The 18,503-nt window shown below is 62.4% G+C and carries 12 protein-coding genes and 2 pseudogenes; 9 read left to right on the forward strand and 5 right to left on the reverse strand.

Annotated features, from left to right (window positions below):
* Positions 1-12 precede the first annotated feature (12 nt).
* Positions 13-1,461, reverse strand: a complete 1,449-nt coding sequence (locus ACLH0H_RS26285) for an APC family permease (RefSeq protein ID WP_411380286.1) — start codon at positions 1,459-1,461, stop codon at positions 13-15.
* A 766-nt stretch (positions 1,462-2,227) separates the two neighbouring features.
* On the opposite strand from ACLH0H_RS26285, the pseudogene ACLH0H_RS26290 reads away from it, so the two are divergent.
* Positions 2,228-3,235: pseudogene (locus ACLH0H_RS26290) on the forward strand (HAMP domain-containing protein); the annotation flags it as partial.
* 102 nt (positions 3,236-3,337) lie between these two features.
* Positions 3,338-4,093, forward strand: coding sequence for a methyl-accepting chemotaxis protein (locus ACLH0H_RS26295; protein ID WP_411382467.1), 756 nt, complete (start codon positions 3,338-3,340; stop codon positions 4,091-4,093).
* Here ACLH0H_RS26295 and ACLH0H_RS26300 read toward each other — a convergent pair.
* Positions 4,041-5,057, reverse strand: coding sequence for a helix-turn-helix domain-containing protein (locus ACLH0H_RS26300; RefSeq protein ID WP_411380287.1), 1,017 nt, complete (start codon positions 5,055-5,057; stop codon positions 4,041-4,043). The genes ACLH0H_RS26295 and ACLH0H_RS26300 overlap by 53 nt on opposite strands.
* A gap of 212 nt (positions 5,058-5,269) precedes the next feature.
* On the opposite strand from ACLH0H_RS26300, the gene ACLH0H_RS26305 reads away from it, so the two are divergent.
* The 7 genes and pseudogenes from ACLH0H_RS26305 (at position 5,270) to ACLH0H_RS26335 (ending at position 15,007) form a co-directional block, all read left to right on the forward strand.
* Positions 5,270-6,646, forward strand: a complete 1,377-nt coding sequence (locus ACLH0H_RS26305) for an aspartate aminotransferase family protein (RefSeq protein ID WP_411380288.1) — start codon at positions 5,270-5,272, stop codon at positions 6,644-6,646.
* Positions 6,647-6,672: 26 nt separating this feature from the next.
* Entirely contained in the window at positions 6,673-8,127 is a 1,455-nt protein-coding gene (locus ACLH0H_RS26310; RefSeq protein WP_411380289.1) for an aldehyde dehydrogenase family protein, read from the forward strand.
* Between the two features lie 98 nt (positions 8,128-8,225).
* Complete coding sequence (locus ACLH0H_RS26315; protein ID WP_411380290.1) at positions 8,226-8,789, forward strand: cytochrome b; 564 nt, start codon at positions 8,226-8,228, stop codon at positions 8,787-8,789.
* Positions 8,790-8,946: 157 nt separating this feature from the next.
* Positions 8,947-9,177, forward strand: a pseudogene (locus tag ACLH0H_RS26320) (RimK family alpha-L-glutamate ligase); the annotation flags it as partial.
* 256 nt (positions 9,178-9,433) lie between these two features.
* Positions 9,434-10,252, forward strand: a complete 819-nt coding sequence (locus tag ACLH0H_RS26325) for a helix-turn-helix domain-containing protein (RefSeq protein ID WP_411380291.1) — start codon at positions 9,434-9,436, stop codon at positions 10,250-10,252.
* Positions 10,252-12,654 carry a hybrid sensor histidine kinase/response regulator gene (locus ACLH0H_RS26330; protein WP_411380292.1) on the forward strand — a complete coding sequence of 801 codons (2,403 nt, stop codon included), beginning with the start codon at positions 10,252-10,254 and terminating at the stop codon, positions 12,652-12,654. Before ACLH0H_RS26325 ends, ACLH0H_RS26330 begins: the two co-directional genes overlap by 1 nt.
* Before the next feature lies 1 nt (position 12,655).
* Positions 12,656-15,007, forward strand: coding sequence for a TonB-dependent receptor (locus tag ACLH0H_RS26335; protein ID WP_411380293.1), 2,352 nt, complete (start codon positions 12,656-12,658; stop codon positions 15,005-15,007).
* On the opposite strand, the gene ACLH0H_RS26340 is transcribed toward ACLH0H_RS26335, so the two are convergent.
* The 3 genes from ACLH0H_RS26340 to ACLH0H_RS26350 form a co-directional block, all read right to left on the reverse strand.
* The gene (locus ACLH0H_RS26340) at positions 14,991-16,076 is read right to left on the reverse strand and encodes a diguanylate cyclase domain-containing protein (protein ID WP_411380294.1); all 1,086 of its coding nucleotides are present in this window, start codon (positions 16,074-16,076) and stop codon (positions 14,991-14,993) included. The two genes, ACLH0H_RS26335 and ACLH0H_RS26340, sit on opposite strands and share 17 nt — an antisense overlap.
* A gap of 134 nt (positions 16,077-16,210) precedes the next feature.
* Positions 16,211-16,606, reverse strand: coding sequence for a response regulator (locus ACLH0H_RS26345; protein WP_411380295.1), 396 nt, complete (start codon positions 16,604-16,606; stop codon positions 16,211-16,213).
* Positions 16,603-18,405 carry a PAS domain S-box protein gene (locus ACLH0H_RS26350; RefSeq protein ID WP_411380296.1) on the reverse strand — a complete coding sequence of 601 codons (1,803 nt, stop codon included), beginning with the start codon at positions 18,403-18,405 and terminating at the stop codon, positions 16,603-16,605. The genes ACLH0H_RS26345 and ACLH0H_RS26350 overlap by 4 nt, the downstream gene beginning before the upstream one ends.
* Between the last annotated feature and the right edge of the window lie 98 nt (positions 18,406-18,503).

Genomic DNA, 18,503 nt, shown 5'->3' on the forward strand with positions numbered 1-18,503 from the left:
TCGAGCCAGGCCTTAGAGCTTGTGGCTGCCCAGGGCCAGAAACCGCTGCGGCGACACCTTGCGCAGGCGCATGGCGAGGTACAAGCCGCTCAGCAGGGCTGCGGGAATCACCGCGCACAAGCTGTAGGACAAGAGCTGGCTGGCCCCCGTGAGCACATCGAAATGCGCCACTGCCAGCACCAGCACGCTCAGCAACGCCAGGCACGAGAACACAGGCAGAAGGCGCCCGCGCAGCAGGCCGACCTTGAGCTCGGGGTGCCGATGGAAATACACGCAGATCGCCACCGACGTCATCGCCATCAGCAGGATCACGCACAGGGTTGCCAGGTTGGAGAACCAGGCGAACAGTTGCAGGATCGGGTCGGCGTCCATCGCGGCGAAGATCAACACCACCACCGCCGCGATCAGGCTCTGCAAGGCCGACCCCATGTGCGGGCTCTGGTGCACGCGGTGGGTGGTACCGAGCACACTGTGCAGCAAACCGTCACGGCCGATGGCGTAGAAATAGCGCGCCGCGGCGTTATGGAACGCCAGCAGTCCGGCGTAGATGCTGACCATGAACAGCACGCGGATGACCTGGGTCAGCTGCGGGCCGACAAAGTGATCGGACATGCCGTAGATAAAGGTGGTGGGGTCTTGCAACGCCTGCAGCATCGGCACGATCTTGTCCGCGCCCACGCCCACCACCATCGACCATACCGACAGCGCGTAGAACCCGCCGATCAGCAGCACCGAGCTGTAGGTGGCAATCGGGATGGTGCGCTGCGGATCTTTCGCTTCTTCGCCGTAGATGGTGGTGGCCTCGAAGCCGATAAAGGCCGCAAAGCAGAACAGCAGGCCGATGGACGGGGTACCGCTGAACACATGCTGGCGGGTGAACGAGTCGAGGTTGACGCCGCTATCGCCACCGGTCTTCAGAATGGCGAAGTCGAGAATCAGGATCGCCAGGTATTCGGCAATCACCACCAACGACAGAACCCGCGCCGAGAGGTCGATCTTGCGATAGCCGAGAAACGCAATGCTGGCCATCGCCATCAGCGAATAGGCCCACCAGGGCAAGACCACGCCCGCCACGCTCTCCATGGTGCCGGCGACCACGCCACCGAACATGCCATACAAGGCGATCTGCAGGATGTTGTATGCGAACATCGCCAGCACCGCCGCCGAACCGCCGGCCAGGCCGCCCAGGCCACGGGAGGTAAAGGCGTAGAAACCGCCGGCGTTGGTAACGTGACGCGACATGGTGGTGTAACCCACCGAGAATGCCATCAGCACCAGCAAGGCCAGGATCAGCAATGCCGGGGTGCCCGCGCCGTTGCCCAGCATGATGCCGATCGGGAAGCCGCCGGCGATCACACTGAGCGGACTCGCCGCGGAAATAACGAAGAAGATGATGAAGCCGACACCCAGGGCGCCACGCTTGAGCTCCGTGGAGCTGTTGACCGAGAGAGTTACGCTCATGTTCTTGACCTTATTGTATGAGGCAGTCGCTGTGGGGTGACCCCGATCAAGGCGCTATCGGTGCCGGGTAGCGCTTTTATTATTGAGGTTGCGCGCTGAGTTCGATGCTATGCCCGCCCGTGAATACCTCGCTATCCCAAATCGGTAACATCGCGGGCGGCGCCCCAAAACAGGTCGGGGGCCGATTCACTCCCCGCCGATTTGGGATAACGGCGTGTGCGTGCGTCCATGCATGCTATGTTCACCCGGCCTATGCTTTTCTGTTCTGCAGTTGCAGGCCATTCAATTGTCGAGCCCCACTCTATGCCCTCTCGGTGGCGCTGCTGGTCAAGTTCAGCCGGCAAGCGCCAGTCATGACGCGATAGTTACAGAATTACCGAACCGGCTTCTTTAAGACCCGAGGCCGCCCGGTATATGACATACCCAATAAGAAGTCAGTGGCCCAGGCCAACTGATGGTCAACAGGCATGCAGTTCACTAGCGAGATACCCCGATGCTCGATTCCCTCTCCATCCGCTTGAAAATCATCCTGCTGTCCGGTCTGTGCCTTCTGGGCGTGATCGGTTTGATCGTCAGCATGAACCTCTACCAGGGTAACCAGAACAACCGCTTGATCAGTACGTCCAGCAGCAAGATGCTGACCGACAGTGGCGAGAACCTGTTGCTGGCCAAGGCCTCCGAACAGGCCGGCAACCTGCAGAGGGTTTTCGGCGACAGCCTGCTGATCATCACCGCCCTCTCCGACCAGGCGTCCAACCTGCGTAACATGGCCGCTCAGCGCGGGTTGCCGGCCTCGACATTGCGCGAGGAACTTAACCAGAGCGTGAAGACAACATTCGATCGCAACCCTCAGGTTCTGGGGCTTTGGCTGGTGTACGAACCGAATGCACTGGAAGGCAAGGACAGCGAGTTCGTTAACGACACGGCGCACGCCTCCAACGAAAACGGACGCTTTGCCAGCGCCTGGAACCGGGGTGCCGGCCAGTCAATGAACCTGCAGATTACCGAAAGCGATTTGCATAAGACCGAGCTGAGCATCAGCGGTACTCCCTACAACAGTTGGTACACCTGCCCGAAAGACAAGGGGATTGCCTGCCTGACGGCGCCCTATGCCGACACTCTGGGCGGGCAAGCCCAAGTGATGACGTCGCTGTCGATGCCGTTGATTGCCGATGGCAAGGTGATCGGTGCCCTCGGCGTGGACCTCGCACTCGGCGCCCTGCAAGCGGCCGCAAGCGATGCCCAGCGTACGCTGTTCAACGGCTCGGGCAGCATGCTGATCGTGTCCGACAGCGGCGTGCTCGCGGCCTATAGCAAGGATGCAGGCCAGGTCGCCAAACAGGTCGCCGTCACATTGGGCGAGGAAGGCAAGGCGATACTCGCGACCTTGACGCAAAAAAAACCGCTGGTGCTGGCGCAGAATGATTTGATCCGCGCCGTCTACCCTGTCGCGCCGATCCCCGACGCGCCGGCGTGGGGCGTAGTCATCGATTTGCCCAAACAAGTCTTGCTGGCAGACTCGGCAGCGCTTCAGACCTTGCTCGACCAGACCCAAACCCGCGACACGCTGGAGTCGCTGCTGGTGGCCATCGGTGCCGGGTTGCTGGGCCTGCTGCTCATCTGGTTCACCGCCTCCGGCGTGACGCGCCCGATCAACAGTGTTGCGCAGATGCTCAAGGCAATTGCCAGCGGCGACGGCGACCTGACCCAACGCCTGCACTACAACAAGAAAGATGAACTGGGCGAACTGGTGAACTGGTTCAACCGTTTCCTCGACAAACTGCAACCGACCATCGCGCAGATCAAGCAGAGCATCACCGATGCGCGCGGCACCGCCGACCAATCCTCGGAAATCGCGCGGCAGACCAGTGAAGGCATGCAGGTGCAATTTCGCGAGATCGACCAATTGGCAACCGCGTCCAACGAAATGAGCGCCACCGCCCATGAAGTCGCCCACAGCGCCTCGAATGCGGCCCAGGCGGCACGCGGTGCCGACCAGGCGTCGAGGGACGGCATCACCCTTATCGAGCGCAGCACCCGCGACATCACCGCCCTGGCCAGCGAGGTCAGTAAGGCGGTGAATGAAGTCGAAGCCCTGGCGGTCAACAGCGAGCAGATCGGTTCGGTGCTGGAAGTGATCCGCAGCATTGCCGAGCAAACCAACCTGTTGGCACTCAACGCGGCGATTGAAGCGGCGCGCGCCGGGGAAAGCGGCCGGGGGTTTGCGGTGGTGGCCGATGAAGTGCGCAACCTGGCCAGGCGCACCCAGGATTCAGTGGAAGAAATACGCCTGGTGATCGAGCGTATCCAGACCAGTACACGAGGCGTGGTCGCAACGATGCATTCCAGCCAGACACTGGCCCAGGACAACGCCGGGCAGATCCACCAGGCCGTGCGGGCCCTGAGCAAAATCAGCGAGGCGGTCACGGTGATCAGCGACATGAACCTGCAGATCGCCAGTGCGGCGGAAGAACAAAGCGCGGTGGCCGAAGAGGTCAACCGCAACGTCTCGACCATCCGCGGGGTGACCGAGACCCTGACCGAGCAGGCCGCCGAGTCGGCGCAGATCAGCAGTCAGCTTAACGCACGGGCCAATCAACAGATGAAACTGATGGACCAGTTCCGCGTATAACGCACGGCGGCAGGGTGGCGCGTGACGTCTGGGACGGCAACTCGGCGAACAGCGCATGGTACTCGGCCGCGAAATGGCTGAGGTGGTAAAACCCCCATTGGGCCGCGGCATCGCCAATCGAGAGGCCTGCGGCCTGGGTGGACATCAAGCTGCGGCGCACGCCATTGAGCCGCACGCAACGCAGGTAGTTCAGCGGCGTGGTCTCGGCCACCGCGCGAAAGCTGTTCTGCACGGTGCGCCGGCTCACCTGTAGGCGTTCGCACAGTTCGAACACACTGGGCACGTCGAACTGCCCGGCAGCCGCCATGCGGTGGCATTTTTCGACGATATAACTGCGCGTGGAACTGGGCGTGCGCTGCTGCTTGTCGCAGGCCGGATCGGTCATGAGCCGCACCAGCTCATTGAGCATGGCCTGTTCCAGCGCCTGTTCACGTTGCCGCTCCTGCACGCTGTCGTGAGTCCCGTCGGCCATGGCCTGGGCGAACACCGCGAGCAAGCGCCGACGGGCCTCGGCGAAACGCTGGCTGGACACCCTGATCACTGGCTGGCGCAGCAACAGGCTGACGTCCTTCGCCAACGCCGTTTGCGCCAGCGCCTGCTCGAACAATTCTCGCTCGAAGGTGATCGACAGCAGTTGCATGCCCATCGGCATATGGAACATGAACTCCTCGCCGCCATGCAGAAAGAACAGGCTGCTGTGGTCCACCTCACGCCCCTGCATGCGCATCGAACCCGGCACGTTGATCGGCACCGCGAAGCACATCTTGCCGCGCGGCGCGACGCCATGTTGCACGACACGCTGGTTGATCTGTTCGAGGAAAACGTGGCAACTGCCTGTGGTCAGTTGCATCAGCGAACATTCGGTCGAGCCGGCGGTTAACTGGTTGTAGTCCTGGTTCCACTGCTGCACGTTGGCGGCATGAACGTGCACGTCCTTAAAATGACCGATGCTGTTATTTCTCACAATGAGCGATACCCACGGATTATTTATTCTTTTAAGGCGTTTTTATTTATGGATATTCTCACATAAAGCAATTTATGCAAATTCCAGCGCCATTTAAAGGGCGCGCCGAATGACCTGCGCCAGCACGCCCATGTGCCGATTCGGGCTACCTGCCTGGCGCCCGCCACGGAGATGATCAACCCCACATAAAACACCCTTGCAGAGAATCCGTCATGAGTGAAGCCCAGCTTGCAGCCCTCCACTTCGCCGATGCACCGCGAATCACCTCCAGCACGCTTCCCGGGCCCAAGACGTGCGAGGCCCTGGCACTGTCGGCGCGCACCGAGTCCATGGCACGCGGCGGCGGGCGCATGCCGATCGCCATGGACCGCGCCTTCGGCGCCACCTTCAAGGACCCGGACGGCAACACCTACATCGACCTGTCCGCCGGGGTCGGCGTGAGCAGCGTGGGCCGTTGCCACCCCAAAGTGGTGCAGGCCATTCGCGAACAGTCCGAAGTGCTGATGCATGCCTTGGAAATCAACAGCACCCGCCGCACCGAGCTGGCCGCCAAACTGTCCGAAATCGCCCCTGACGGCCTGCGTGGCGACTGCATCACCTTCTTCACGCAAAGCGGCAGCGATGCACTGGAAGCCGCGATCAAGTTCGCCAAGCGCATCACCGGGCGGCACCAGATCATCGCCTTCCATGGCGGCTACCACGGTGTCTGGAACGCCTCGGGCTCGCTGACCACCGGCACGGCCTACCGCAAGGGCTTTGGCGCACAGATGGGCGGCGTGATTCACGCACCCTACCCGTATGCCTACCGCTTTCCTTTCGACACCACCCACAAAAGCGCCGAACAGATCGCCGGCGACTACATCGACTATCTGCTCAACACCCCGTACACCGCCGCCGATGACGTGGCCGCCGTGATCGTGGAACCGGTACAGGGCGAAGGCGGCTACGTGCCGCCCTCGCCGGAGTTTCTGCAAAGATTGCGCCAGGCCTGCGACCGCAGCGGCACCTTGCTGATCGTCGATGAAGTGCAATCCGGCGCGGGGCGCACCGGCAAGATGTGGGCGGTCGAACATTCCGGCGTGAAGCCTGACATGCTCACCTTCGGCAAAGGCATCGGCAGCGACCTGCCGATGGCCGGCCTGATCATGCGCTCGGACCTGGCGGCGAAGATTCCCGACGGCTCGATGCCCAATACCTTCGCCGCCAACTCGCTGTCCGCGGCCGTGGCGCTGACCAACATCAGCATCCTCCAGGACCCCGAACTCGACCTGCTCAACCGCGCCCACGCGCTGGGGCTGGAAGCCCAGGAACGTATCCGAGGCTTCAACAGCCCGCTCGTGGGTGAAGTGCGCGGCCGCGGCCTGATGATCGGTATCGAACTGGTCGAAGACTCCGTCAGCAAAGCGCCCCTGGCGGGCGAGAGGATCGGCCAGTTGATGGGCTACCTGCTCAACCACGGCGTCCTGATGATCCCCTGTGGCCGCTACAGCAATGTGATGCGCGTGATGCCTTCGCTGACCATTTCCCGCGAGTTGTTCTTCAAGGCCCTGGATATCTTCGGCGACGCCCTGGCGTCCCTCAAGGCCTGATCCTGCACACTTATGGACCACAAAAAATGACTGAACACTTGAAGCACTTCATCGCAGGCAAGGCCGTCGACAGTTCCGACGGCCGTCGCATTGACCTGATCAACCCGGTGACCGAACAGGGGTACGCCAGCTCCGCGCGCGGCACGGCCGACGATGTGGACCGCGCCGTGGCAGCCGCGTACAGCCAGCTCGAGGGCGGCGCCTGGAGCCAGCTCGACGGCGCACAGCGTGGCCGGCTGCTGTCGAAGCTGGCCGACCTGGTAGAGCGCGACAGCGAATTACTCGCCGATCTGGACGCCAACGCCATCGGCCGCTCGCCCATCGAACCACGCCGCATGGACCTGCCCAACGTGCTCGCCAACCTGCGCGCCGCCGCCGGCTGGGCCAATCAGCTTGAAGGGCGAACCATCCCCAGCGGTGGCTATTTCGGCACCCGGACCCTGTCGTACACGGTACGCGAGCCTGTGGGCGTGGTGGGCGCAATCGTGCCCTGGAACTCGCCGCTTATGATCACGGTGTGGAAGCTCGCCGCCCTGCTGGCGGCAGGCTGTACGGTGGTCATCAAGCCTTCGGAAGAAACCCCGCAATCGGCACTGCACCTGGCGGCGCTGGCGCAGGAGGCAGGTTTCCCGGACGGCGTGATCAACGTGGTCACCGGCTACGGCAATGAAGTGGGCCGGGCCCTGTGCGAACACCCGCACATCGCCAAGATCAGCTTCACCGGCAGCCCCGAGGCCGGGCGCGAGATCCAGCGCACCGCCGGCGTGCTGTTCAAGCGCGTGGCCCTGGAGCTGGGCGGCAAGAGCCCGCAGATCGTGTTCGATGACGCGTCGTTCGACGACGCCTTGCGCGGCTGTGCGCTCGGCCTGTTCGCCAACCAGGGCCAGGTCTGCGCCGCCGGCTCGCGCATCCTGGTGCAGCGCAGCATTGCCGAGCGTTTCGGTGCGGCGCTGGCCGAGGCCGCGCAGGCGGTGAACGTGGGCGATCCACGCAAGCCCGGCGTCCAGATGGGCCCGGTGGCCAAGAAAGCCCAGTTCGAGCGAGTCAACCGCTACATCCAGCTCGGCATCGACCAGGGCGCCGTGTTACTCGCCGGTGGGGTATCGAGCCCTGAACGGGGCTGGTTTGTGCGGCCGACGATCTTCGCCAATGCGCGCAATGACATGGCGATTGCCCAGGACGAAATCTTCGGCCCCGTCGGCACGCTGATCACGTTCGACAGTGAAGAGGAAGCGATCGCCTTGGCCAACGACTCCAGCTACGGCCTGGCCGCCACGGTATGGACCACCGACCTGGCGCGCGCGCACCGCGTCGCGGCGGCGGTGAAGGCCGGCGCCGTGGGCATCAACTGCTGGAGCCCGCTGGACGCCAACCTGCCCTGGGGCGGCCTCAAGACCAGCGGTATCGGGCGTGAAGGCGGGTTCAGCGGCGCGGTGGCCTACACCGAGGAAAAAGTGATTACCGTGCTGCTGCCTGCCTGAGCGCACTGCCCGCTCTGCCCGCTCTGACCGAGCTCCCCTGCGGCCTTTGCCTACAAGGGTGGCCATTGAACCGTGCATAGAACCATGGAGAGCCTGATATGAACCCAATATATCAACCGACAATCGATCGGTACCCAACCGCCCTGCGCGTATTGCACTGGGTACGTGCCGTACTGGTCCTGGGCCTGCTCTGGGCAGGCTGGTACATGACCGGCCTGAACGATGAAGTGCCGAGCAAATACGAGCTGTATTACCCCTGGCACAAATCCTTCGGGTTGCTGACGCTTCTGCTGGTGCTGACCCAGATTGCCCTGCGCTGGCAGGCAGCGAGCATCCCGCAACCGCTGGCGACACTGGCGTCGTATGAGCGGATCTTGTCCAGGCTGACGCAACGTCTCATGTACGGGCTGGTGCTGATCGTGCCGTTGATGGGTTACTCCATGTCAAGCACCTACACGATGAGCGACGGCGTGTTCTTTTTCGGGGTTAACTTGCCGGAATTGCTGCCCAAGAACGACGATTGGTTCGCCGTATTCCAATGGCTGCACAAAGTACTCGCCTACACCCTACTGGCGCTGATCGTGCTGCATGTGGTGGGCGCCCTCAAACACCGCTTTTACGACCGGGACCCACGCAACGACGTCCTGCGCCGCATGCTATGAACCAAAAAGGCGTTGGCGCAGGATTCCAACGCCTCGTTCGATATCGCTTGAAGCCCACCAAGGGCTGGCGCTTGCGAAAGCAGCTCTGGAACATCAATAAGCTTTAGCACAAGGAGGGCATACGATGATCTGAGATATCTAACCTATTAATCAGGTCCGGCCCGACGTCGTGCAGCGTGCCGTACAAACGGCACGGCTTATCGGGGATGGCCTCTACGGCGTCGACCTCAAGCAGGCGGGCAATCGGGTGCTGGTCACCGAAGTGAATGACAACCCCAACCTGGACGCAGGCATCGAAGACGCGGTCCTGGGCGACGAACTGTATCTGCGGGTGCTGCAGGCGTTCATTCAAAGGTTGGAACGCAAACACCGTGGCCAAGCGTGGTGACCGATGATTGAAGGTATTTGCATCAACCCCGGCGCACTGCGCAAAGCTTGGAAAGATGACGCGCTTATTGGCTGGCTGTTGCGCCTCGCCTGAAAGCTCGCTCGGCCATCGAAACGTCAGGGCCTTCAGTTCTCGCGTCATCGGCCGCTATCGCTATATCAATTTGTCGCCTGCCCAAGACGTGACTTATCGTTGTAAAACTGTCTACAGTGCCCGCGGCAACGATCTGGCGAAATACGATAAGAGAACCTGGCGAATGCACACTGGACACTACGAAGGGCCTGCAGCGACCGTGGGCGGCGGCACCGCATCCGACGCGTTGCCGCATATCCTGCTGATCGACGATGTCCCTGAAGATATCCGCGCCACGCTCATGCTGTTGAAGGCCCAACCCTGGCGCCTTTCGGTGGCCAGCGATGCCCATCAGGGCTATCAACGGGCTCTCGCGCTGCGTCCGGACCTCATCGTGCTGGATGTTCACATGCCACACATGGATGGTTTCAGCCTGTGCAGGCTGTTACGCGAGGCGCCGGCCACCCGGCATACGCCGATCCTGTTCCTGTCGTCGGCAAACACCTCATTGGAACGCCTCGAAGGGCTGGCCGTGGGCGCGGTGGACTACATCCCCAAATCCTACGCGCCCGAGGAAGTGCTGGCGCGCATCCGAATTCATCTGCAATTGACCTGGCGAGCGCCGCCACCCGATGAGGAGCGCCTGGCCGAACCATTACCACAGGGCGATGAAATCGTGTTGAGGGCGGCCATGCGATTGATTGAACACCAGCTGGACGATATCCCCTCCCTGCCCTGCCTTGCCCAAAAAGTCGGCACCCATGAAAAACGCCTCTCCGCCATTTTCCGTGAGCACTTGGGGCTGACCGTATTCGCCTACGTTCGCGATGCCCGGCTGCGTCGCGGCCAGGCACTGCTCTGCGAAAGCACCCTGAGCGTGCAGGACGTCGCCGAACTGGTGGGCTTTCGCAATGCATGCAACTTCGCCACCGCCTTCCGCCAGCGAATCGGCATGACGCCCAGTCAGTTTCGCCAGCAATCCCTGGGCATCGAGCACGCCTGATGCGGCTTCTACAGTTCCTGTTGCTGATGATGGCCGTGTTATCCGCAGGACTGCTGCGCGCTGCCCCCGTGGAAATCTGCCAGGCCGAGCACCTGGATCTGATGCCCGCGATACATATTTTCGAGGACGCCCAGGCCCGCTTGAGCCTGGAAGACGTGGCTCAGTTGCCCGAAGCGCGTTTCAACACCATGACCCCAGGCTGGCCGACCCAAGGCTATAGCCGCTCCGCGTTCTGGTTGAAAGTGCAGCTCACCAATTCGAGCGACGTGGCGTGCTCGCGCCTGCTGGTCGTCGGGGCGCCGCGTCTGGAGGATATCCGCGTCTACCAACACACCGACGGACGCTGGCGCGCGGCGCACGCCGGCAGCGCCCATCCCTTGACCGAATGGCCCCAGCCCCCCGCGCGTCAGCCTGCGTTCCCGGTTTCGCTGGGTGCGCGGGAAAGCGTCACCGTGCTCATCCGAGTGACGAGCCATTTCCAAATGCTGCTGGAGCCGCAACTGTGGTCGGAACCTGCGCTGCTGCGCAGTCAGCAACAGACCTACCTGAGCGACGGGCTCACCCTGGGCATTGTCCTGCTGGTCGTGCCGTTCGGCCTGATCGTCGGCTGGATCCTGCGCTCTCGATTGCTGACCGTGAACGCCGGCGCGGTCCTCAGCTACATCCTGCTGACCTGCATCCTCAACGGCTACCTAGTCTACTGGCCTGCCGCGCTGGGCTGGACGCGCGAGTGGCTGACCTGCGCCAGCGCGGTCTCGTTCGTCCTGTTCCTGGCCTACATGCGCGTGCTGCTGCAGGTAGCCCGCCTGCCCAAGGCCATTGGCTGGAGCTACTGGGTGCCCCTGTCGGGCTGCATCCTGGGCCGACTCTGGTGGCTGAACGTCGACCCCGTCCAGGGTGCGCAAATAGTCCAGGTGTCGCTGATGAGTTTCTACGCAGTGCTGCTCGCCACGTTATTCATGGCCTGGCGCAAACGGCTGAGTTACAGCTGGATGGCCTGGCTGGTGCCGGGACTTTTACTGGGTCAACTGCTGATGCGGATTTTCTTCCCCCAGGAACAGTTGCCCTGGCAGTCGCCGCAAAGCAAATACAGCTTATCGTCCACGTTGGCAGGCGTGGCGTTGCTGGTGTGTACCTTGATCATGGAAGTCGCCCGCAGCCGCGACCGTGAAAAACACGCGCTGTCCAGCCTCGAACAGCAACGCCAGGCCGAGCACGAACGCCTGGAAAGCACCGTCGCGCTGCGCACCGCGCAATTGCGCGAATCCCTGGCGGCCCGCAGTGCGTTGATGGCGCGGATCAGCCACGACCTGCGCTCGCCGCTGGTACGCATCATCGACTACGCGCGCCTGCTGCACGCCGGGCCGAACCGCGACTATCAGGCCACGATCGAGCGCAACGCCCGCCAGCAACTGGAACTGATTGATGAGATGCTCGAATTTTCCCGTGGCGAACTGGAGCAAATGCAACTGAGCCTCGCGCCGGGTTATCTGTACGGCTTCCTCAAGGAAATCGCCGATGAGGCCGGCTTTCTCGCCGCGCGTCAGGGCAATACCTTCCAAGCGGTGCTGGCGGATGACCTGCCGCCACTGGTCGAGGCCGACTTCAAGCGTCTTCGGCAAATCCTCATGAACCTGCTGGCGAACGCGGCAAAGTTCACCCGCGACGGCCAGGTTCGTTTCGAGGTGAGCGCTCACCCGGGGGCGAACGCTGAGGGCGTGGAGCTGCGCTTCAGCGTGATCGACACCGGCATCGGCATTGATCCACAAGAGTTCGAACACCTGCTGCAACCGTTCCGCCGTGGCCGCAATGCGCAGCGCCATGACGGCAGCGGACTGGGCTTGTCGATTGTCACGCAATTGCTGACGCACATGGACAGCCGGCTCGAACCACACGCCACTGCACGGGGCGGCAGCCACTTGAGTTTCAGCCTGCGCCTTAGATGCGCCGGGGAACAGGATCTGGAGCTTGGCATCGTCGACAATAACGCCGCGCCGCTCGACGGCCGGGGCAAACATGTTCTGCTGGTAGATGACATCGACCAGAACAGCGAATGGCTGTATGACCTGTTGGCCGGCTACGGTTTTGACGTGAGCACGGCGGCGAACGGCGAAGACGCCTTGATCTGCCTGGCCGGGCAATCGGTCGACCTGCTGATCAGCGACCAGATGATGCCTGGCATGGACGGCTGGGAACTGCTGCGCCAGGTGCGCAAGCGCTGGGGCCATCTGCCCGTGATGCTGTATTCGGCGGTTCCACCCCGCAGGCCGCAGCAGTATCCAGAAACTCTGGCGTTCGACGCGGTACTGCTCAAGCCCGCCGACAGCCGCGAATTGCTGGCGTGGGTCAAGCAACTGGCCTGCCCGGACAGGGTGCGTCGCGAGATGGCCTGGGAGGTTTAGCATGCCGGAGTCAGGTTATCGGCTGCTCTGGCTCGGCTGCCTTGCGGCACTGCCTTGGACGTTGACGAATGCCGCACAAGAGGCACCCGGCACCCTCACGCTCGACGAATCAAGCGTCACCGCTCGACGCCGCGAGGAGGCGCCGCAAGACGTACCGATCCCGATCAGCGTCCTCTATGGTGATCAATTGGACACGGCCGGCCTGCATCGGCTTCAAGACATCCAGCAACGGGTACCCGGCCTGGTGGTGTCCGGTCATGACGCCCGCTTCGCCGGCGTCGGCTTGCGCGGCTTCGGCGCGACCGCCTACAACGATGGTCTGGAAGGCAGCGTCGGCACCTACGTCGATGGCGTTTACCAGGCGCGCCAAGGCATGGCCTTCACCGAGTTGATGGACATCGAGCGCATCGAAGTCCTGCGCGGGCCGCAAGGCACCTTGTTCGGCAAGAACACCAGCGCCGGCGCGCTGAGCATCATCACCCGCGCGCCGACCTTTGAACCCGAAGCCGATCTGGAAGCCAGCTACGGCGAACACGGGTTGCGGGAATATCGCGGCGTGGTTTCCGGGCCGCTGCGGGACGACGTACTGGCCGGGCGCCTGAACGTGTTCAACAGCTCGCTCGATGGCTCGGTGCACAACCTGCAGGATGGCAGGCGCCTCGGCGACGCCGACAGTCAGGGCCTGCGCGGGCAATTGCTGTGGACGCCAACCCCAGGCTTCAGCGCGCGCCTGATCGCCGACCATGCCGAACAAAACGAGGCCGGCAACGTACTGTTGGCCAATCATTACAGCGCCCAGACTCGGCAGCGCGCCAAGTTCGTCGGTTATCCGCTGGCCGAACCCTCTCCTTACCAGCGCGAGGCACGCATCGACGCGCCTGGCCATCCGCAGACCCTGCAGAACGGTGTCTCACTGGAATTGAACCAAGACGTCAACGAGGCCATGCGTCTTACCAGCATCACCGCCTACCGCGACTGGGACTACCGCGCCACCCGCGACGGCGACAGCACCGCGCTGTCGGTGGCCGCGTCCGACACCGCGTTGGGTCATCGGCAGTTCAGCCAGGAATGGCGACTGTCCGGCACCGCCGGCTCGTCCATCGACTATGTCGTCGGGCTCTATTACCTGCGTCAGCAGCTCGACCGCAAGATCGACGTCGCATTCGGCAAGGACGCCGCGCCGTGGTTCGTCGGTGATCAATTGGATGCGCTGAAAAAACGCTATGGCATTGCCTTCACCGCGCCAAACCAGGTACCGGCCATGCTGCTGGAAGGTGCCCGGCAACGCTACGACGGCGAGCATAAAGGCGATAGCCGCGCCCTGTTCGGTCAGGTTTCCTGGCGTCCGATTGACCCACTGGAACTCACCGCCGGCCTGCGCTACAGCCAGGAGCGCAAGGACGGCTGGGTCTCGCGAGATGTCAGCAACCTGGCCCCGCTGAACGGATTGCCGCCGGCTTTCCAGGCGGGCGGGCAATTGTTGCGCGGCATCGCACTCGGCGGTGGTTATTACCGTGAAGATTCGATTGAAGAAAACAACGTCTCCAGCCTGCTCAGCGCCAGCTACCGCTTCAACGATGCGGTGATGGGCTATGTGAGTGGGTCGCGGGGCTACAAGGCCGGCGGGATCAACTTCGACGTGGTCGGCCCGTTCACCGCCCCCACGTTCGAACCGGAGCGCGCCACGTCCGTGGAACTGGGGCTGAAAACGCGCTTTTGGGAGGACCGCGCAATGCTCGACCTCGCCGTCTACCAGACCGACGTCGACAACTACCAGGCGCTCACCTACAGCCCACCGACCTCACTGTTCGCGCCACCGCTGCGGGACAACCTGATCAACGTCGGTAAAGTCCGCCTGCGCGGCATCGAGCTGGATTCCGCCTGGCAACTGCGCCCGCAACTCACCTGGCGCCTGGGCCTGGCCTGGAGCGATGCGCGCTACCGCAGTTTCCCCAATGCCCCGTGCCCACCGGCCTCGGGCCAATGGACCTGCGACCTCAGCGGCGAGCGTCTCTACAATGCGCCGCAATGGAGCTTGAGCAGCGGCCTCGACCACAGTCACCCGCTGGCGCATGGACTGGAAGCCTATAGCGGCATCGACTACAGCTTCAGGACCGGTTACTACGGCACCCTCGAAGGCGGCGAAGGCAGCTATCAACCCAGCTACGGGCTCACCAATCTGCGCCTTGGCTTGCGCAGCCAGGACCGTGCCTGGGAAGTGGAAGGCTGGGTGCGCAACGTCTTCGACCGCCAGTACATCACCGCCGTGTATTCATTGCTCGGCGCCGGTGACTACGGCGTCATGACCGGCAGCGAACGCACCCTGGGCACCACCGTCAGGCTTCGCTATTGAGCGAAACAAGCCGCGTCGGACAAAACGCCAACCGATTACCACCAGCCTTTTTCGACAGGTACATCGCCTGATCCGCCTTGCTGATCAGCCCATCGATCTGCGTCCCATGCTCTGGATAAAATGCCACGCCGATACTCACGGCGATCTCTACTGTCTGCGTGCCAATCAAAATCGGCGCGTTGGCCGCCTGCAGCATCCGCTTGAGCAAAGGTTCGCTGTCTTCCACCGCCTGCAAACCCACGAGCCCGGCGACAAACTCATCGCCTCCGAGCCGCGCCAACGTATCGCCCTCACGCAACGTTGCGTTGATCCGCGCCGCGACAATCTGCAACACCCGATCACCCCAATCATGGCCATAACTGTCGTTAAGCGCCTTGAACCCATCAAGGTCAATAAACACGATCGCCACTTTCTGCTGGTCCACCGCCGCCTGGCCCAGCGCCTGGCGCATCCGCTCGGCCAACAGCAAGCGGTTGGGCAACTGCGTGAGCGCGTCATACCGGGCATCCCGTTCCAGCAACTGCAGGCGCTGCTTCATCTGCGTCATGTCGCTGAACAGCGCCACATAGTGCTGAACATTGCCGTGACGGTCATGCACCGCACTGACGCTGATCCGCGAGGTCATCTCCCGTCCATCCTTGTGGCTGCTTTGGATCTCACCGGACCAATGCCCGTGGAAATCCAGCGCGTTCTTCATCGGCGCATAAAACGTTGCGAGCCGACGCACCATGCGATGGGAATTCAACGCCCGCCCCAGCACTTCGTCGCGCCCATAGCCGGTGAGCCGGCTGAAGGCCTCGTTCATGGCGATGACGCGGCCGAACGGGTCGACCAGGATGATCCCGTCGCGGGCGTTGCTGAATACGGTGGCGGCCAACTCGGGGCATAGGCTGTTGATGCGACGATCGAGCGCGGCCCCGTCACCGGTGGCCGGGCATGTGTTGGAATCAAAGCCGCGCCGGGCCAGATGAGCGGCCAGGGAAGACAGCGACTGATGCAGGCGGGTCAGTGCATGCGTGGCGAGCCTGGAGTTCAGGCAGCGGCTACGGATGAAGGTGCGCAGGTTCATGGCGGGACGCGGTGCTCGTTGCAGCGGTGGGGTTGAGTGCAGGGATTATCAAGGCACTCGCCTGCCGGGACCTTTGCTCGACCGGACAGAAGCTTTGCGGGAGGGGATGGGGTTGGAAAAGATTTTCTCGGGATTCAGGCGGGACGGTCAGTTGCTGGTTTTACTGCCTGATATTCCAGCGTCAGTGCGATTTTCAGCCGAAGATCCGCCTCGGCAAACGGCTTATGCAGCACCGGGCAGTCGACGAATTCTGCCGGCAGGCCACTGGCACCGTAGCCCGTACTGAATAAAAACGGAATGTTGCGTGCGCGTAGAACCCGGGCTGCCGGAAACACGCGCTCTCCAGCCAGGTTCACATCCAGAATCGCCACGTCTACATCCACTGCATCTGCCACTTGCAGCGCCTTCGCGAGTTGAGCCACGGAGGCAACCACCGTGCAGCCCATGTCTTCGAGCATTTCCTCGATCAACATCGCAATGGCGCCCTCGTCTTCAACCAGGAGCACCCGAATCCCTGTGAACGAAGTCATGCTTGGTTCTCGGCGACCATGAACGAGAAGCGACAGCGAACGCCCTCAGCCGCGAAGTCGAGCTCAAAAGAACCGCCTAGATCGCGCTCGATGCAGCGCTTCATCAACCGCGAACCCAAGCCTTCGCGCACAGGCGTCAGCACCGTGGGGCCGCCCTGCTCATGCCAGTCCAGGCTCAGTAGCGCGCCGTTCGGTTGGGGTTGCACGCTCCAACTGACGGACAGCGTCCCGGTCTCGGTGGACATCGCGCCATATTTAAGGGCGTTGATTGCCAATTCATTGAGCGTCATGGTGAGGCTCAAGGCCACACGGGTGTCCACCTCGACAGCATCACCGGTGATCGTGATGCGGGCAGGCTCGGCGCCCAGCACCGGCATTAACACTTCATGGGCCAGCACGCCCAGCGGGGTAAGGCCCCAATGCCGCTTCGTCAGCAGGTCGTGGGCACGCGACAATGCCAGCAGTCGGCCTTCGAACCGGGTATACCCGTCCTTGGCATCCAACGCATTGCGTGCTGTTTGGGCCGCGAGGGACTGGACCGTCGCCAGCGTGTTCTTGACCCGATGATTAAGCTCGTCAATCAGGTTTTTTTGTCGGTCTTCGGCCTGCTTTCGCTCGGTAATATCCACGAGCATGTTGATGGCGCCGATCAGGTTGCCGTCCGCATCGTGCAGAGGAGTCGGGTAAGGCGCAAAAGGTACGCGGGTGCCATCCGGACGCTCCGCAATCGCCTCGACGCCCCGTATGGACCGGTTTTCCTTGAGCGCCACGGCCATCGGGCATTGGTCGTGAGGAAGATAGGTGCCATCGGTGTTGAACAGTTTCCAGGTTACGCACCACTGGTCGCCCAGTTGCGGCGTGCGCCCCGACAACTCGACTGCCGCACGGTTATAGAACGTGATGCGCCCCTCGGCGTCGGTGGTGTAGACGGCCGCCGGCAGCGCCTCCAGCAGGTTGCGCATGTGTCGCTCGCTTTCCTGGCGCTCGATTTCGGCGTCATGCACGCGGGTCACATCGATCGTGAAGCAACGGGTGTTGAAGAATTTACCGTCTTCAAATCGTCCATTGGAGGTGATGGCGACGTGTTTGATGCTGCCGTCCCTGGCCCTCAGACGCGCCGGGTAACTGTTGAGGCAATTACCGCTGCCGAGCTTGTTGAGGATGTCGCCGATGACCGGTTCATCCACATGAAATTCGGTGATGTGACGACCAATGTACTCGTCTGCGCAATAGCCCAGCAGCGACAACTCTGCTTTGTTGGCCCGCAGAATAATGCCCTCGCCGCTGACGATGTGGAGGCCCACGGCGCTGTTTTCGAAAAAGTCTTCGAGATCGGTGCTTTTACGTCGCAGTTCTTCGGCGAGTGCGTGGTGCGCGGAGACGTCCTGAAAGCAGTTGATCGCGCCCTGGATAGCGCCATGCCGGTCTCTCAGCGTGCGGATATTCATCAGCGCTACGAACCGCGACCCGTCCGGGCGCTCAATCAAGACTTCCTGGTTACGCGCATGCAGGCCTGCATTGAGCGTCGAGGCCATCGGGCATTCGTCGACGGCTAACGGCGCGCCGCCTGTCGTGTAAAGCCGATACGAGCCGCAAAAACGGTCCCCATGCTCACCCAGGGCAGGTGTTCTTCCCCACAGGTTGACCGCTTCGCTGTTGAACCTGACCAGCCATCCGTCGCGATCACAGAGGTAAATAGCCCCCGGAATGGCATTGAGCGAGTGAGTGCCCATTGCGAGCAGGCTCTCGTATTCACTGGGTTCCCCTGTCTTTGTGGGGAACTCGTCGACTTGCAACATACCTGCTCCTCAATGCACGGGTGTTGAAACGCGCCTGCTCTCGACGTCTTTGGCTCTTCCCTGAGTGTATAGGCTCAAACGCATTCCACTGCGATAAA

Source organism: Pseudomonas sp. MPB26, assembly GCF_046605355.1.
GTDB classification, from domain to species: Bacteria; Pseudomonadota; Gammaproteobacteria; order Pseudomonadales; family Pseudomonadaceae; genus Aquipseudomonas; species Aquipseudomonas cedrina.

Bases quoted from the DNA above. Each gene is read 5' to 3' on its own strand.
- ACLH0H_RS26340 (WP_411380294.1), bottom strand. From the start codon at position 16,076: ATGAACCTGCGCACCTTCATCCGTAGCCGCTGCCTGAACTCCAGGCTC.
- ACLH0H_RS26295 (WP_411382467.1), top strand. From the start codon at position 3,338: ATGCAGGTGCAATTTCGCGAGATCGACCAATTGGCAACCGCGTCCAAC.
- ACLH0H_RS26330 (WP_411380292.1), top strand. From the start codon at position 10,252: ATGCGGCTTCTACAGTTCCTGTTGCTGATGATGGCCGTGTTATCCGCA.
- ACLH0H_RS26310 (WP_411380289.1), top strand. From the start codon at position 6,673: ATGACTGAACACTTGAAGCACTTCATCGCAGGCAAGGCCGTCGACAGT.
- ACLH0H_RS26350 (WP_411380296.1), bottom strand. From the start codon at position 18,405: ATGTTGCAAGTCGACGAGTTCCCCACAAAGACAGGGGAACCCAGTGAA.
- ACLH0H_RS26345 (WP_411380295.1), bottom strand. From the start codon at position 16,606: ATGACTTCGTTCACAGGGATTCGGGTGCTCCTGGTTGAAGACGAGGGC.
- ACLH0H_RS26305 (WP_411380288.1), top strand. From the start codon at position 5,270: ATGAGTGAAGCCCAGCTTGCAGCCCTCCACTTCGCCGATGCACCGCGA.
- ACLH0H_RS26335 (WP_411380293.1), top strand. From the start codon at position 12,656: ATGCCGGAGTCAGGTTATCGGCTGCTCTGGCTCGGCTGCCTTGCGGCA.
- ACLH0H_RS26325 (WP_411380291.1), top strand. From the start codon at position 9,434: ATGCACACTGGACACTACGAAGGGCCTGCAGCGACCGTGGGCGGCGGC.
- ACLH0H_RS26285 (WP_411380286.1), bottom strand. From the start codon at position 1,461: ATGAGCGTAACTCTCTCGGTCAACAGCTCCACGGAGCTCAAGCGTGGC.
- ACLH0H_RS26315 (WP_411380290.1), top strand. From the start codon at position 8,226: ATGAACCCAATATATCAACCGACAATCGATCGGTACCCAACCGCCCTG.